Annotated in this window: 12 protein-coding genes; 9 read left to right on the top strand and 3 right to left on the bottom strand. The window is 74.7% G+C overall.

The features are described from left to right. Nucleotides 1–146: 146 nt before the first annotated feature. On the bottom strand, nt 147–1,364 hold the full coding sequence (locus WAB14_RS11680) for a serine/threonine-protein kinase (RefSeq protein ID WP_340269969.1): 1,218 nt from the start codon (nt 1,362–1,364) through the stop codon (nt 147–149). 97 nt (nt 1,365–1,461) lie between these two features. Here WAB14_RS11680 and WAB14_RS11675 point away from each other — a divergent pair, with 97 nt between their 5' ends. Beyond that, nucleotides 1,462–2,169, top strand: coding sequence for a trimeric intracellular cation channel family protein (locus WAB14_RS11675; protein WP_340269967.1), 708 nt, complete (start codon nt 1,462–1,464; stop codon nt 2,167–2,169). A gap of 127 nt (nt 2,170–2,296) precedes the next feature. Then, nucleotides 2,297–4,483, top strand: coding sequence for an EAL domain-containing protein (locus tag WAB14_RS11670; protein ID WP_340269966.1), 2,187 nt, complete (start codon nt 2,297–2,299; stop codon nt 4,481–4,483). Nucleotides 4,484–4,499: 16 nt separating this feature from the next. Here WAB14_RS11670 and WAB14_RS11665 read toward each other — a convergent pair whose 3' ends face one another. Then, on the bottom strand, nt 4,500–5,324 hold the full coding sequence (locus tag WAB14_RS11665; RefSeq protein ID WP_340269965.1) for a hypothetical protein: 825 nt from the start codon (nt 5,322–5,324) through the stop codon (nt 4,500–4,502). Between the two features lie 73 nt (nt 5,325–5,397). After that, nucleotides 5,398–5,742, bottom strand: coding sequence for a bifunctional 3-phenylpropionate/cinnamic acid dioxygenase ferredoxin subunit (locus WAB14_RS11660; RefSeq protein WP_340269963.1), 345 nt, complete (start codon nt 5,740–5,742; stop codon nt 5,398–5,400). A gap of 156 nt (nt 5,743–5,898) precedes the next feature. Here WAB14_RS11660 and WAB14_RS11655 point away from each other — a divergent pair, with 156 nt between their 5' ends. The 7 genes from WAB14_RS11655 to WAB14_RS11625 all read left to right on the top strand — a co-directional run bounded on the left by WAB14_RS11655 (nt 5,899) and on the right by WAB14_RS11625 (nt 15,575). Beyond that, nucleotides 5,899–7,803, top strand: a complete 1,905-nt coding sequence (locus WAB14_RS11655) for a PA domain-containing protein (protein WP_340269961.1) — start codon at nt 5,899–5,901, stop codon at nt 7,801–7,803. 119 nt (nt 7,804–7,922) lie between these two features. Then, nucleotides 7,923–8,669, top strand: coding sequence for a hypothetical protein (locus WAB14_RS11650; RefSeq protein ID WP_340269960.1), 747 nt, complete (start codon nt 7,923–7,925; stop codon nt 8,667–8,669). Nucleotides 8,670–8,705: 36 nt separating this feature from the next. Continuing rightward, nucleotides 8,706–9,701, top strand: coding sequence for a TIGR03560 family F420-dependent LLM class oxidoreductase (locus WAB14_RS11645; RefSeq protein ID WP_340270118.1), 996 nt, complete (start codon nt 8,706–8,708; stop codon nt 9,699–9,701). A gap of 64 nt (nt 9,702–9,765) precedes the next feature. After that, entirely contained in the window at nt 9,766–10,617 is an 852-nt protein-coding gene (locus WAB14_RS11640) for a glucose 1-dehydrogenase (protein ID WP_340269959.1), read from the top strand. 81 nt (nt 10,618–10,698) lie between these two features. Continuing rightward, nucleotides 10,699–12,336 carry a SpoIIE family protein phosphatase gene (locus WAB14_RS11635; protein WP_340269958.1) on the top strand — a complete coding sequence of 546 codons (1,638 nt, stop codon included), beginning with the start codon at nt 10,699–10,701 and terminating at the stop codon, nt 12,334–12,336. Between the two features lie 103 nt (nt 12,337–12,439). Further along, entirely contained in the window at nt 12,440–14,566 is a 2,127-nt protein-coding gene (locus WAB14_RS11630; RefSeq protein WP_340269957.1) for an ATP-binding SpoIIE family protein phosphatase, read from the top strand. Between the two features lie 100 nt (nt 14,567–14,666). Then, nucleotides 14,667–15,575, top strand: coding sequence for a mechanosensitive ion channel family protein (locus WAB14_RS11625; protein ID WP_340269956.1), 909 nt, complete (start codon nt 14,667–14,669; stop codon nt 15,573–15,575). Nucleotides 15,576–15,580: the final 5 nt, after the last annotated feature.

Genomic DNA, 15,580 nt, shown 5'->3' with positions numbered 1-15,580 from the left:
CGAACGCCTCCCGTCACGGGAGCGGCGCCGCGAGAAGGATAGGCGAGCGGCGGTGGCTGGTGAACCCTGTTCGAGGGGACCGGGACCCGTACGGCGCACATCCGTGACGTCGCACTGGCGCGTCGTGACGTCTCGTCGGCGCCCGGTCACGTGAGGTGGGCGGGCTCCGCTTCTTCTCGGGCGGGGAGAGCGCCCGCGTCGCCGTCGGGAGACGCGGACACGGTGGCGTCGACGAGCGCGGCCCCGAGCACGAGGCCGATCGCGCACAGCACGACGACCACGGCCACCATGACGGGGCTCGGCCGCTGGGTCGGGCCCACGGCCGTGGCCGTCCGGGCCGACGTCGTCACGGGTGCCGCGTGGACCGCCGTCCTGGATGCCGACGTCCGGGCCGGACGCGGCAGGGGTGGCGTCACCCTCGGCCCGGGGGTGACGGGTGTCGCGGACGTCGAGAGCGCGCTCGACGCGCGCGCGTCGAGGCCCGAGGGCGTGGGCGGCAGCGGGGGCAGAGGAGGCAGGCGCCGGAGCGCCGGGAGCACCCGGCGCAGCGACTGCTCGACCGACTCCGCTCGCGGTCGGCGCTCAGGGTCGCGGTGCGTCATGCGCCGCAGGAGGTCGGCGAAGGCGGCCGGGACCCCCCGCGGCAGGGGTGGCGGCTGCTGCAGCCGTGCGAGCGCCGCCTGCGCGGGCGGTCCCGTGTACACGCGCCGGCCACCGAGCGCCTCCACGACGACGAGCCCGAGGGCGTAGACGTCGGCCGCCGGCGTCACGTCGGAACCCACGACCTGCTCCGGCGCGAAGTACGACGCCGTCCCGATCGTGAAGCCGCTGGCGGTGTGGCCGTGGTCGACGTCGCGCAGCCGCGCGATGCCGAAGTCCGACAGCACGACCCGACCGTTCTCCCCGAGGAGGACGTTCGCGGGCTTGACGTCGCGGTGCACCACGCCCTGCGCGTGGACGTACGCCAGCGCAGCGGCGACCTCGGCCGCGATCGTCGCCACGCGTCCCGGCGGCAGCGGCCGGTCGACGAGCCCGCCGAGCGTCGTGCCCTCGACGAGCTCCATGACGAGGAACGGGCGGCCGCGGTCCGCCCCTGCGTCGAGCACCGTGACGAGGTTGGGGTGCGACAGCGACGCGTGCATGCGCATCTCGGCGGTGAATCGGTCGAGAGCCGCGGGGTCCGGGCTGTCGTCCCGGACGATCTTCAGGGCGACGTCGCGACCGAGCACGGTGTCGTGCGCGCGGTGCACGTCGGCGACGCCGCCCCGACCGATGAGCGCCTCGAGCCGGTACCGCCCCGCGAGCACACGAGCCTCACCCCGGTCGGCCTGCGGCACGGACCGGGTGGTCCTGTCGCTGTCCACCGCCACCTCCTGTACGCAAGGCTGGTACCACTCGCCCCCCGCAGGCAAACGGCCCGGCGGGTCCGTGCCGGGCGGGGGAGCTGAGGAGGCCACGACGGTGACGGTCGGTCTGCCGGGCCTGGGCGGCTCCGGGGAGGTCGTCGGAGTGGTCGCCGAGCTGGTGGGCGTCACGGTCTTCGCCCTGTCCGGTGGTCTGGTGGCGGCGCGCCGCGGCATGGACCTGTTCGGTGCCGTCGTGCTCGCGCTCGTCGCGGGTCTCGGCGGCGGCACCATCCGCGACGTCCTCCTCGGCGCCGTGCCCCCGACCAACCTGAGCAACGCCTGGGCGCTCGGCTGCGCGGCGGCCGCCGGCGTCGTCGCCTTCTACGCCGACCTCGGCCTCGCTCGTTTCCGGCGCGCGGTCCTCGTGCTCGACGCAGGGGGGCTCGGCCTGTTCACCGTGAGCGGCGCGGTCACCGCGCTCGCCCTGGGCGCACCGGCGCTCGCCGCCGTGCTGCTCGGTCTCGTGACCGGCATCGGGGGCGGTGTGCTGCGGGACCTGCTGTCGGGCCAGGTGCCCGTCGTGCTGCAGGACGACATCTACGCCCTGCCCTCCCTCGCCGGCAGCGTCGCCGTCGTCGTCCTGTGGCAGGTCGGGGCGTTCTCGGCCACCGCAGGCGTCGTCGTGGCAGGGGCCGTGTTCACCGTCCGCCTCCTCGCCCGGCGGCGGCGCTGGCACCTGCGGCGCACCGCCACCGCGCCACCGGCGTGGCCGGAGCGCCCGCGGCGGACCCGGGACCCGGGCGAGCGCACCGAGCCTGACTGAGCCGGACCGAGCCGGACCGAGCCGGACGGGCAGACGTCACCCGTCCGGCTCAGGGAGACTGGCCGCGCTGCCGATACCCGTCGTGTCGGCGGACGTGGTGGAGCCGTCGCCGCGAGAGGAGGTCGCCGTGCCGAACCGCCGCTGGTCCGTCGCGCGTCGCGGCGTCCCCGCACCGGCGGGCTCGGCGCTCGTCTCCGCACGGTCCCTGCTCGCGGCGACGCTCGCGTCCACCTCCGACGGCATCCTCGTCGTCGACACCGACGGTGCCGTGGTCGCCTGCAGCGCCGCGTTCGCCCGGCTGTGGCACGTCGAGCCCGGCCCCGACGCGTGCGACGGACGGGCGCTGCTCGAGCACGCGGCCGGGCTCACGACCGACCCCGACGCGTTCCGCACCACCGTGCGGGCCGTCCACGCCGATCCCGACCGGCTCCTCGAGGACGAGGTGGAGCTCGCCGACGGACGGGTCCTCAAGCGCTGGTCCGGTCCGCAGCACGCGGACGGGGTCGTCGTCGGCCGCGTCTGGGGCTTCCGCGACCGCACGGCGGAGCGCCGGCTGGAGGCCGAGCTTCGACGCATGGCCTTCTACGACGAGCTGACCGGCCTCGCCAACCGGGCGCTGTTCATGCAGCGGGGCCGGGCGATGGCCGACCAGTCCGCCGCCACCGGTCGCCCGCTCGCGGTCGCGGTCCTCGACCTCGACACGCTGAAGGTCGTCAACGACGACCTCGGCCACCAGGCGGGCGACGAGCTCCTGCGCACGACCGCGACCCGGCTGGTGGGCGCCGTCCGACCCGGCGACCTCGTCGCACGGCTCGGCGGAGACGAGTTCGGCGTCCTCCTGCCGGAGACCGGGCCCGCGGGCGCGGCGGCCCTCCTGCAGCGGATGTGCGACGCGATGGGCGCGCCCGTGCTGCTGTGCGGGCGACCCGTGGCGACGTCGATCAGCGGGGGCAGCAGCGCCTCCGGGGGGACGCCGGAGGTGGACCTCGAGCGGCTCCTCCACGAGGCGGACCTCGCGATAAACCGGGCGAAGGCGGACGGACGCGCCCGGGTCCGTGCCTACGACGAGGACGTCGCGCGCGCCGACCCCCGCCGTGTCGCGGCCGAGGTCACCTCGCTCCTCACCTCTCCCGGTGCCCTCCGGACGGTGTTCCAGCCGATCTGCGACCTCGGCACCGGGGTCCTGGTCGGCCACGAGGCGCTCACCCGGTTCCCCGGTCACGCCCACCGCGAGGTCGGCGAGTGGTTCGGCCTCGCCCGCGCCACCGGGCACGGCGCCGCGCTCGAGGCCGCCGCCATCCTCCGCGCCCGTGCGGGCCACCGCCCGGACGACGGGGAGTACCTCACCGTCAACGTCTCCCCCGCCGTGCTCGGCAGCCCCGAGGTGCGCCGCTCGCTCGCCGGCGACCTGCACGGCCTCGTCGTCGAGGTCACGGAGGACTCCAGGCTCGACCTCGCCGAGCTCGCGCGCCTCCTCGACGACCTCCGGTCCCGCGGTGCGCGGGTCGCGATGGACGACACCGGCGCCGGCTACGACGGGCTGCGCAGGCTCGTGGTGCTCCGCCCCGAGGTCGTCAAGCTCGACCGCGAGCTCGTCCACCAGGTGCACGTCCACCCGGAGAAGCGCGCGATGGTCGAGGCGATGGTGTCGTTCTGCCGCCAGACGGGTGCCTCGCTGTGCGCGGAGGGCATCGAGACCGCCCAGGAGCTGAGGACGCTCGCCGACCTCGGGGTGCACCTCGGCCAGGGCTGGTACGTCGGGCGTCCCGCAGCGCCGCCACCCCCGGTGAACCCGTCCGCCACCACCGCCTGCGGCATGCTGCCGGTCGTCACGACCGGGGACCTCGGCCCGCTCCGGGCGATGCTCGACCGGGCCCGCACACCGTTCGACGTCGCACAGGCCGCACGCGCCGCCGTCGGCCCGCTGGGCGCGGACGACGCCGTCCTGTCCGCGCTCGACGTCGACACCCTCGTGGTCGTCCGCAGTACGGGCTGGACGAGCCAGGAGCTGCGGTACCACCTCGCCGACTACCCGGCGACGGCCGAGTGCCTGCGCACCGGACAGCCGCTGACCGTCCGCACGGACGACCCCGCCGCGGACCCGGGCGAGGTGCGGGTGCTGCGCGAGCTGGGCTACGGCTCGGTCGTCGTGATGCCGCTGCGGCACGACGACAACCCCATCGGGCTGCTCGAGGTGTTCTCCCGCGCCCACCGGTCGTGGTCGGACCGCGAGCTCCGGCTGTGCGCCTACCTCGCCGAGGAGCTCGCCGACGCCCTCGACCGCGTCGAGCGGACGGGGTCCCCGGCGGTCTGACCCGCCGAGCGCGTCGTCAGGCCCGGCTCGCCGGAGGGTCGAGCAGGCCGACCCGGTCGACCTTGCGGTGGTAGCGCGCACCCAGCAGCCCCCCGACGACGGCGCCCGCGAGGGCGACGAGCGCGGCGACGACGGCGGCCACGATCCCCGTGGTCGTGAGGTCGCCCTCGTTGAGCGGGATCCGCGGGAACGCGTCGACCTGGGCGAGGACGTCGAAGCGGTCCCCCGCGACGACGCCGAGCACGGCGACCACGACGGCGACCACGAGGGCCCACAGCCACACCGCGACCCCCTGCTTCGCCCCGTCGAATCGGGCCATGCGACCGGCGACGTAGCCACCGGCGAGGTAGGCGAGGAAGAGGACGAGGGCGAGCACCACGAGGCTCACGACGCCGATCGTGGCGGCGTCGACCGCGACGGAGCCGACGGCCTCCTCGACCGCTCCCGGCTCGGCGAGCCCGAACGCGGCGCCGGCCCCGCTCAGCAGCCCGAGCAGGAGCGCGAGCAGCCCGACGGCGCTCAGCCACCCGAAGAACGCGGAGCCGACCTTCACCCCGCCGTAGGCGTCCCGCTCACGGGCGAGGACGTCGTCGGGGTGGTTGGTGAAGAACGTCGTGCCCGGGCCGTGCGGGTCGGTGGTGGGGCGCTCGGACGGCCGGTGCGCGCCCTCCGCCCCGTCGTGGTCCCGGTCGTGGTCCCCGTGGTGGTCCCCGTGGTCGTCGTAGCGCTCGCGGGGCTCCGGTCCGGTGGGGCCGGGGGCCGGGCGCGGCTGTTCCCGGGTGTCGTCGAGGTCGGCGCGGTGCTGCGGGTGGTCGTGGGGCCGCGGCTCGCTCGTGCTCATGGCTCGCCTCCTGGGGGCTCAGGTGGCGAGGGGGTACCCCGTGACGGGCACCCCCAACCCCCGCGCGCCCGCGTCAGGCCTGCGCCGGGCAGGGCTCGCCCGGCAGCAGCCACACCTCGCCGTCGCGCACCTCGACCCGGTGGCAGCGGGCCCCCCGCACGGCGGGCAGCGAGAGCGCCTCGCCCGTGCGCAGGGAGAAGCGCGCCGCGTGGAGCGGGCACTCGACCTCGCCGTCCTCCACCCACCCCTCGGCGAGGGAGGCCTCCTGGTGGGTGCACGTGTCGTCGAGGGCGAAGAACTCGCCCTCGTCGTGGAACACGGCGACGTCGTCGCCCGTGCCCGCGACGGACCTGTCGACGACCACGGCCCCGCCCTCCGGCACGTCCTCGACCCTGCCCACGCGGATGCCCTCTGTCACCCCCCCATCACAGCAAAGGCCCGTCGTGTCCGCCGACCCGGGTCAGGCCCTTGACGTGCAGCCCCTGGAGGAGTGCGATCCGCACTACCGGTGACGAGGGGGTTCCGTCTCGGTCCAGCCCACCCGCGCACCGCGGGCCCAGCGACAGGAGCGATGATGAGAACCAGAAGCGCAGCACTCGTCGGGGGGACCGCGGCCGTCATGGCCGTCGCCCTCGGCGCCGGAGCCGCGTCCGCCCACACCGTCTTCGACCTCGTGAGCGACGGCGCGTACACGAACGCGAAGGACACCCACTCCCACGAGGCGCAGCACGGCCACGAGGAGGGCCACCTCGAGCCGCGGCAGAGCGACGACCTCGAGGTCGTGAGCACGCTGGCGATGAGCCGGGTGACGGAGGGCGGCATCGCCGACGTCGCGGTGCACGGCGACTTCGCCTACCTCAACTCGTGGGGCGGTGCGGGCAACTGCGGGCGCAACGGCACCCACGTCGTCGACATCTCGGACGTGGCGAACCCCGTCGAGGTCGCCTTCATCAACTCCAAGGAGGGCAGCTACCCCGGCGAGGGCGCGCAGGTGCTGTCGATGAGCACGCCGTTCTTCACCGGCGACGTCCTCCTCACCAACAACGAGCTGTGCAAGGTCGGCGTCGGCTTCGGCGGGATCAACCTCTACGACGTCACCGACCCGTACGCGCCCGCCAACCTCTCCCTCGGCTTCGGCGACTACACGACGAACGGCATCGCGGGGAAGAACCGGAAGAAGACGGCCAACCAGGTGCACAGCGTCTTCGGCTGGACCGCGGGCGCCAAGGCGTACGCCGTCATGGTCGACAACGAGGAGTTCACCGACGTCGACATCGTCGACATCACGAACCCCCGCAAGCCGGCGCTCATCGCCGAGTACGACCTCGTGGAGGAGGGCATCGCCACCGAGGCCGGTCTCGACGAGGTGTTCCTCCACGACATGGTCGTCAAGGAGATCGACGGCAGGCAGATCATGCTCGCCTCGTACTGGGACGGCGGGTACGTGCGCCTCGACGTGACGGACCCCCGCGACGTCGAGGTGCTCGCCGACAGCCAGTTCGGCGCCGTCGACAGCCAGCCCGTGTACCCGACGCTGGCCGACGCCCTCGCGGGGACGGACCCGACGGCCGTGGCGCCCGAGGGCAACGCCCACCAGGCCGAGTTCACGCTCGACGACGAGTTCGTCATCGCGGCGGACGAGGACTTCTCGCCGTTCGCGCTCGACGCGACGAACGTCACGGACGGCACGGAGATCACCGCGTCGCCCGGGAGCGACACCCGGCAGCTCGAGGGCGAGGAGACCGTGACGGGGCAGGCCGTGTTCGCCGGCCGCGCGTGCACCCCAGCGGAGACGGCCGCGGCGCCGTCGACCGGCGGGCCGTACGTCGCCGTCGTCGAGCGGGGCCTCTGCGACTTCACCGTGAAGGTGGCGAACGTCATCCAGGCCGGCGGCTACGACGCCGTCCTCATCTTCAACCGGACCGCGCTCGACGGCTGCAACACGACGCTCGGCATGTCCGTCGAGGGCGACATCCCGACGTTCGGGGTCGCACCGCGCCAGCAGGGCTACGCGATCTTCGGGCTCGAGGCGCAGTACGACGACGCCGCCTGCCGGGCCGGCGACGGCACCCAGCTGTCGCCGATGGTCCTCGGCCAGCTGGGGGACACGCTGACGTTCTCGCAGTACTTCGACGGCTGGGGCTTCGTGCGGCTGCTCGACGCCGACACGATGACGGAGATCGACTCCTACGCCATCCCCGAGGCGCGCACCGCCGAGCTCGCCGACGGCTTCGGGGACCTGTCCGTCCACGAGGTCGCCGTCTCCCAGCAGGACGCGAGCCTCGCCTACCTGTCGTACTACGCGGGCGGCCTGCGGGTCGTCGAGGTCGGCCCCGGCGGGATCAGCGAGGTCGGTCAGTTCATCGACGAGGGCGGCAACAACTTCTGGGGCGTCGAGGTCTTCGAGCAGGACGGCACCGAGTACGTCGCCCTGTCCGACCGCGACCTCGGCCTCTACATCCTCCGGTACACCCCCTAGCACCCGGGGAGGGGTCCTCCCGGCCGCCGCCGCGTCACCGCGAGGTGTCACGCGGCGGCGGCCCGGGTACCCCAGCGACGCCGCCGGACCCCCGGCGCAGTCGCCGACCGGAGGCCACCGTGACCGTCGTCCTCGCCGTCATCTGCAAGGACGGCGTCGTCATCGGCGCCGACTCGCAGATCACCGAGAGCAGCCGCGGCATGTCGTTCCCCGCGCAGAAGCTCCACGAGCTGGGCGAGTGCGCCGCGTGGGGCGGCAGCGGCGCGCGCGGTGTGCTCAACGACCTCAAGCCGGTCCTGTCCGACGCGGCCGCCGCGATCCTCGAGTCCCCCGACATCGGTGACGAGATCCAGGAGCGCGTGCTCCCGATCATGCGCAAGCACTACGACAACTACATCGCCGACGTGCCCGGCGAGGGCGACGGAGGCGGCGTCAGCGCCTACGTCCTCGCGGCGGGGGTGAGCCAGGGCCAGCGGTGGATCGTCGAGATCAACCCGAACGGCCTCATCGGCCGCTACGACGACGTCGGCTTCCACGCCATCGGCTCCGGGGCCCCGATGGCCCAGCAGGCCGGGGCGCTCCTGTCGCACTTCCGGATGACGGAGCGGTCGGTCGAGTACGGCGTCGTCGCGCTGGTGCGGGTCCTCGACGCGCTGTCCCTCACCTCGCCCAGCGTCGGCGGACCGCTCAGCGTCGCCCGGATCCGGGAGGAGGGCGCCCACCACCTCGACGACGACGAGATCGAGGAGGCACGCTCGCACGCCCGGCGCTGGCAGGATCTGGAGCAGGAGGCGCTCGATCACCTCTTCGAGAAGCCGGCGGCGGGCCGGGGCTCCGGCAGGCAGCGCTCGGGGAGCCGGGGCTAGGGTCGCCCCGTGGCAGACGACTCGCCGGACGACGGGGTGCGCTTCGGTCTCTTCGTCCCCCAGGGCTGGCGGCTCGACCTCGTCGGCGTCGACCCGGCGGACCAGTGGGCCACGGTGCTCTCGGTCGCCCGGCGCGCCGAGGCGGGCCCGTGGGAGTCGGTGTGGGTGTACGACCACTTCCACACGGTCCCGGAGCCGACGCAGGAGGCCACGCACGAGGCGTGGACGCTGATGGCGGCCCTCGCCGCCGCCACCGAGCGGGTGCGGCTGGGCCAGATGTGCACGTGCGTGGCGTACCGCAACCCCGCGTACCTCGCGAAGGTGGCAGCGACCGTCGACATCGTGTCCGGCGGCCGGGTCGAGATGGGCATCGGCGCCGGCTGGTACGAGCACGAGTGGCGCGCGTACGGCTACGGCTTCCCCTCGGCGGGGGACCGGCTGCGCGCGCTCGACGAGGGCGTGCGGATCATGACCGAGCTGTGGCGGACCGGGACCTCGACGTTCTCCGGGACGCACTACGACACCGCCGGCGCCCTCTGCCGTCCCCTGCCGCTGCAGGAGGGCGGCATCCCGCTGTGGGTCGCGGGCGGAGGCGAGCGCAAGACGCTGCGGATCGCCGCCGAGCTCGCGCAGTACACGAACTTCGACGGCACGCTCGAGGGGTTCACCCACAAGTCGCAGGTGCTCGAGCAGCACTGCCGCGACCTCGGGCGCGACTACGGCGAGATCGTCCGCAGCGCGAACTACAACATCGTCCTCGGTCGTGACGAGGCCGAGGTCCGCGACCGGATCGCCGCGCGACGCGCGCGTCTCGAGGGCCTCGTGAGCCCGGCGGCGCTCGAGCGCGAGGTCGCCTCCGCCGCCCCGCACCTGCCCGGGGTGGGGACGCCGGAGCAGGTCGTCGAGAAGCTGCGTCCGCTCGTCGCCGCGGGCATGACGTACGCCATCACGTACTTCCCGGAGGCGGCGTACGACACGTCCGGCATCGAGCTCTTCGAGCGGGAGGTCGTGCCAGCGCTGCGGTCGCTCTGACCGAGGGTCGACCACAGCCCGGCCGGACGTGCGTGAGGACGCCCCGACGGGGTACCCGGGCCGCATGAGCGACAACGCCCAGCAGCCCGCACAGCAGCAGACCCCACCCGGCACGCAGTCGGAGATGACGCCCGTCCCCGACTGCGGGGAGGACAGCTACGTCGGCCACGGCCGCCTCGAGGGTCGCCGGGCGCTCGTCACCGGCGCGGACAGCGGCATCGGCCGCGCCGTCGCCATCGCATTCGCTCGGGAGGGCGCCGACGTCGTCCTGTCGTACCTGTCGGAGGACGGCGACGCGGAGGACACCGCCCGCCTCGTCGAGGACGCCGGCCGGAAGGCGGTCCTCGTCAAGGGCGACATCTCGCAGCGCGAGGTGTGCCGCGACCTCGTCAGGCGGACGGTCGACGAGCTCGGCGGGATCGACGTCCTCGTCAACAACGCCGCCTTCCAGATGAACCACGACTCGCTGGAGGAGGTCGACGACGAGGAGTGGGAGCGCACGTGGGCGACGAACGTCCACGCGATGTTCTGGATCACGAAGGACGCCCTGCCCCACATGGGCGAAGGTGCCTCGATCATCAACAGCTCCTCGGTCAACTCCGACATGCCCTCGCCCGGCCTCGCGCCGTACGCGGCGACGAAGGCGGCCATCGCGAACTTCTCCGCGAGCCTCGCCCAGCTCCTCGGCGAGCGGGGCATCCGGGTCAACAGCGTCGCGCCCGGACCGGTGTGGACCCCGCTCATCCCGTCGACGATGCCGGAGGAGAAGGTGGCGTCGTTCGGGGGCAACACCCCGCTCGGTCGGGCGGGGCAGCCCAGGGAGCTGGCGCCCGTGTACGTGCTGCTCGCGAGCGACGACGGCAGCTACGTGTCGGGCGCGCGCGTGGCGGTCACCGGGGGTCGCCCGGTGCTCTGACCGGGGCGACGGACGCGGCGGTCGGGGGACGAGCCGGTCGTCCGTTACGCGTCGGGGGCGACGGGCAAGTACCGTCCGATCGTGCGCGGACCCCTGCTCGAGGCCACAGGTGCGCTGCGGCCTGCCTACGAGCAGGTCGACTGGGCGGCCTCGCCCCTCGGACCCCCGCGCGACTGGGCACCGGAGCTGCGCAGCACCCTCTACGTCGCGCTCACCACCCGCTTCGCGGCGACCCTCCTGTGGGGCCCGGAGTACGTGCTCGTGTACAACGAGGCGTACGCGGAGCTCATCGGGGAGAAGCACCCGGCCGCGCTCGGGCGCCCCGCCCAGGAGGTGTTCCCCGAGATCTGGGACGACATCGAGCCGCTCCTCGACGGGGTCATGGAGACCGGGGTCGCGACCTTCCCCCTCGACATGCGCCTCGACATGGTGCGCAACGGCGCCCTCGACGAGGGCTACTTCACCTACTGCTACTCCCCCGTGGCCGCGCCGGACGGCACGGTGCTCGGCATCCTCGACATCGCCCTCGAGACGACCGGGCACGTCGTCGACCGGCGCCGCCTCGACGTGCTCGGCCGACTCGGCATCGCCCTCGCCGACGTCGACGACGCCGGCGAGCTCGTCGCCGTGACGAGCGACCTCCTCGGCAAGGCGGTCGACGACCTGCCGAAGGTCGACGTCGTCCTCGGGGGTGCCGCCGAGGTCGCCGCCACCTCGTGGCACGGCGCCACCCCGCCGGCGCACGTGGGCCTGGAGGACGTGGTCGTCGCCGACGGCCCCGAAGGCAGGGTCGCGTGGCTCGCGCTGCCCGTGCAGGGCCCGCGGGCCCGGCGGCCGCTGCTCGCCGTGCTGCTCAACCCCCTCGCCGCGGAGGACGAGGCGTACCGCGACTTCCTCGTCCTCGTCGCGCGAGCCATCGGCGCCGCGGTCGACCGCGTGAACGCCCACGAGCAGGAGCGGTCCGAGGCCGCCGCGACGCGGGCGATGTCGGAGGCCCTGCAGCGCAGCATGCTCACCGACCCGCCGGACCTCGCCCCGCTCGACGTCGCGGTGCGGTACCTGCCTGCGCGCAACGACAGCCGCGTCGGCGGCGACTGGTACGACGCCTTCCGGCTGCCCGACGACGACGCGTGCCTCGTCATCGGGGACGTCGCCGGTCACGACCAGCGGGCGGCCGCCGTCATGGGGCAGGTGCGCAACGTGCTGCGCGGGGTCGCGCAGAGCGTCGGCACCCCGCCGTCGCGCGTGCTCGGGGCGCTCGACCGGGCCATGGACCAGCTCGGCGTCGCCGCCATGTCGAGCGCGCTCGTCCTCGTCGCCGGCCGCGGCGGCGAGCACAGCTCCCTCGGGCCGCTCGACGGCTCGACCCCCGTCGTCTTCTCCAGCGCCGGCCACCTGCCGCCGCTGCTGCTGTCGCCCGACGGCACGGCCCGTCTGCTGTGGACCGACGCCGACCTCATGCTCGGCGTCGACCCGCGGGCCGAGCGGCACGACACCCGTGTCGACCTCGCTCCCGGCGCGACGCTGCTGCTGTTCACCGACGGGCTGGTCGAGCGACGCGACGTCGGCCTCGAGCAGGGGCTCGAGCGGTTGCGCGAGGCGGCGGCCGACCTCCACCACCTCGGCCTCGAGGCGCTGTGCGACGCGGTGCTCACCCAGGTCGGCGGGGCGCCGGAGGACGACCTCGCGCTCCTCGCCGTGCGGCGTCGCACCGGGTGAGGTCCGCAGCGCCCCGGCGGGTCGCGCGTGTGAGCGGGCGCCGGACCGGGTAGGACTGCCCAGAGGGGCACCCTTCCTGCCCGGGGCCTCGAGGAGCCGCCGCATGACCCCGACCAGCAGCGACGCCCGGCTGCCCGCCGAGGTCCCTGCTGCCGCCGTGCGCGCCGCGCTGGGCCGCGACGCCGACGACCCCGTCCTCCGGGGCGCCGTCGACCTCCTCCTCGCCTCCCCCTTGCCGATGGTGTACGCCCACGGTCCCGAGCACCGCCTCCTGTACAACCGGGCCTACGCCGAGCTGCTCGGCCCCGCCCACCCCGCGGCGTTCGGGGCCCCCGCGCGGGAGGCCCTGCCGCACAGCGACTGGGACGTCGTGGGGGACCCCACCATCGTGCGGACCGTCGTCGGCGCGGGCGAGGGCGTCCTTCGCGCCGACGACCGGGAGAACCGTGACGACGGGGGGCTCGTGCCGGACGGCGACGCGGTGCCGCGGACGTGGACGCGAGGGCACTCCCCCGTCCGCGCGTCGGACGGGCGGACGACCGGGATGCTGACGGTCGCCGTCGAGACCACGCACGCGCTGACCGGCCTCGACCGGCTCAGCCGGCTCGCGGCCGTCCTCACGGGCGCGCTGTCGAGCGACGACGTCGTCCGCGCGGCGCTGCGCCACGCCGTCACGGAGCTCGACGTCGACTACGCGCGACTGTGGCTGGAGGACAAGGCCCGGGGCGGCTGGACCAGCGTGCGGCGGCTCGCCGACGACGTCTCGGACCCCGCGACCGAGCGGCTCCCGCTGGTGTGGACGGGCGTCACGCCGAACCCGGACCCGCGCGTCAGCGGCGTCGCGGAGCGTGGCGAGGCGGTGTGGCTCGACGAGCTGCGCCCCGGCGACGTCGCCCCCGCCGACGTCCCCACCGTCGACGGCGTCGTCGAGCTCGACGACGCCGACCGCGCCCTGCGCAGCGTCGCGCTCGTGCCACTGGAGGGCACGGTCGGCCTGCTCACACTCGGGCGCTTCGTGCCCCGCGCGTTCCGGCACGACGAGCGTGCTCTCCTCGTGTCCTCGACCCGCCTCGTCGGACGCGCCCTCGCCCGGGCCCGGGCGTTCGAGGAGGAGCGGGGCAGCGGCCGACTGCTCCAGGGCAGCCTGCTCCCGGACCGGCTCCCCGTGCGGGAGGACCTCGTCGTCGCCGCCCGCCACGAGGCGCCCGGGGCCCGGGGCCGGACCGGTGGCGACTTCTACGACGCCTTCGTCGTCGACGACGGCCAGGTCGCGCTCGTGGTCGGCGACGCCATGAGCCACGGCGCGGTCGCGGCGGCGGTGACGGGGCAGGTGCGCGCCGCCCTCCGCGCCCTCGCGCTCGCCGACCCCAGCCCGGCTGCCGTGCTGAGCGCGGGCGACCGGGTGTTCCGCTCGATCGCGGAGACCAACGACGCCGCACCCGAGGGCGGCTTCCTCACCGTCGCCTACGTGCTCCTCGACCCGCGGACGGGCCACGCCTGCGCGGCGAGCGCCGGGCACCCCGCGCCGGCCGTCCGCCGCGCCGACGGCAGCCGGCTCCTCGACCTGGAGGCAGGTCCGCCGCTGGGTATGCCCGGTACCCACCCGGTCGTCGAGCTCGACCTGGCGCCCGGCGACCTCCTCCTCCTCTACACCGACGGGCTCGTCGAGCGCAGGGGACGCCCGCTCGCCGCGGGTCTCGAGGCCCTCGTCGGCCGCCTCGACGACCTCGCCGACGCCGACCCCTACGAGGTGTCCGCGCGGCTGCTCGACGAGCACCGCGCCGGCAGCGACGACGACGTCGCCGTCCTCGCGGTGCAGCGCACGGGCGCCCCGCACCGCACCGCCGAGACGGTGCTCCCGGCCGACACGACGGCGCCGCGGCTGGCCCGCCGGTGGGTGGCCGCGCAGCTCGAGGCCGGCGGCGGCCACCCGCGGAGCGACGACGTCGAGGCCGCGGTCACCGAGGTCGTGACGAACACCGTGCTCCATGCGCGGACCCCGTCGCGCCTGTCGCTGCGTCACGGGGAGGGCAGGGTCGTCGTCGAGGTCGTCGACCAGGGCCGTGGCGGCCCGGTCGAGGTGCAGGTCGTCGAGGCCGACGCGACGCGCGGCCGGGGGCTCGCGCTCGTCGCGGAGGTCACGGACGCGTGGGGCAGCCAGCGCACGACGACGGGGCAGCGGGTGTGGTTCGAGGTGCACGACGAGCAGCCGGTCGGCCGCGGACAGTGATGGGACGGTGACCAGGCACGTGTAGTCCACGGTCACACGGGTACCGCTCCTGCGACAGCGCGCACGCGTCCCTGCCCACGTGCCCCCGGAGGACACCGCCATGAGAGAGGCCCTCACCTCGGCCTACGTCACCGTCGTGGACTTCGTGCCGCGGCTCCTGCTCTTCCTCGTCATCCTCCTCGTGGGCTGGCTGCTCGCGAGGCTGCTGGCCAAGGCGCTCGCCCGGGTCCTCGAGCGGGTCGGCTTCGACCGCGCCGTCGAGCGGGGCGGGATCGGTCGGATGCTCGAGCACAGCAGGTACGACGCCTCCGGTCTCGTGTCGCGCCTGGTGTTCTACGGGCTGCTGCTGCTCGTGCTCCAGCTCGCCTTCGGCGTCTTCGGGCCGAACCCGGTGAGCGAGCTCCTCACGGCCGTCATCGCGTTCCTGCCGCGGCTCGTCGTCGCGATCGTCATCGTCGTCGTGGCCGCCGCCATCGCCGCCGCCGTCAAGGACCTCGTCGCCTCCGCCCTCGGCGGGCTGTCGTACGGGCGGGGCCTCGCCACGGCGTCGAGCGTGCTGATCCTCGGGATCGGCGTCATCGCCGCCCTCAACCAGGTCGGGATCGCCACGACCGTCACCACCCCGATCCTCGTCACCGTCCTCGCGACGATCGGCGGCATCCTCGTGGTCGGCGTCGGTGGCGGCCTGATCCGGCCGATGCAGTCGCGCTGGGAGGGCTACCTGCAGACCGCGAGCCGCGAGAGCGACAACGTGAAGCGCGAGGTCAGGCGGGAGCGCGAGCGCCGGGAGTCGGCCGCGGTGGAGCGCGAGGCCGCCGAACGCGAGGCCGCCGAGCGTGAGGACGACGCGTACGCCGCGGCACCGTCGTACGGCACCGACCCGGCGTACGAGGCGTACGGCGGCGGCACCTACGAGGACCTCGAGCAGCCGCGCGGGCGTCCCCCCGAGGTCGACCTCACCGACGACGCGACGCGTCAGCACGACGAGCAGCCCGAGCGCCGCTGGTGACGGCC

The organism is Aquipuribacter nitratireducens, assembly GCF_037860835.1.
GTDB classification, from domain to species: domain Bacteria; phylum Actinomycetota; class Actinomycetes; order Actinomycetales; family JBBAYJ01; genus Aquipuribacter; species Aquipuribacter nitratireducens.
The sequence above is the reverse complement of the archived record's forward strand: the minus strand, read 5'-3'. Positions and strand labels throughout refer to the sequence as shown.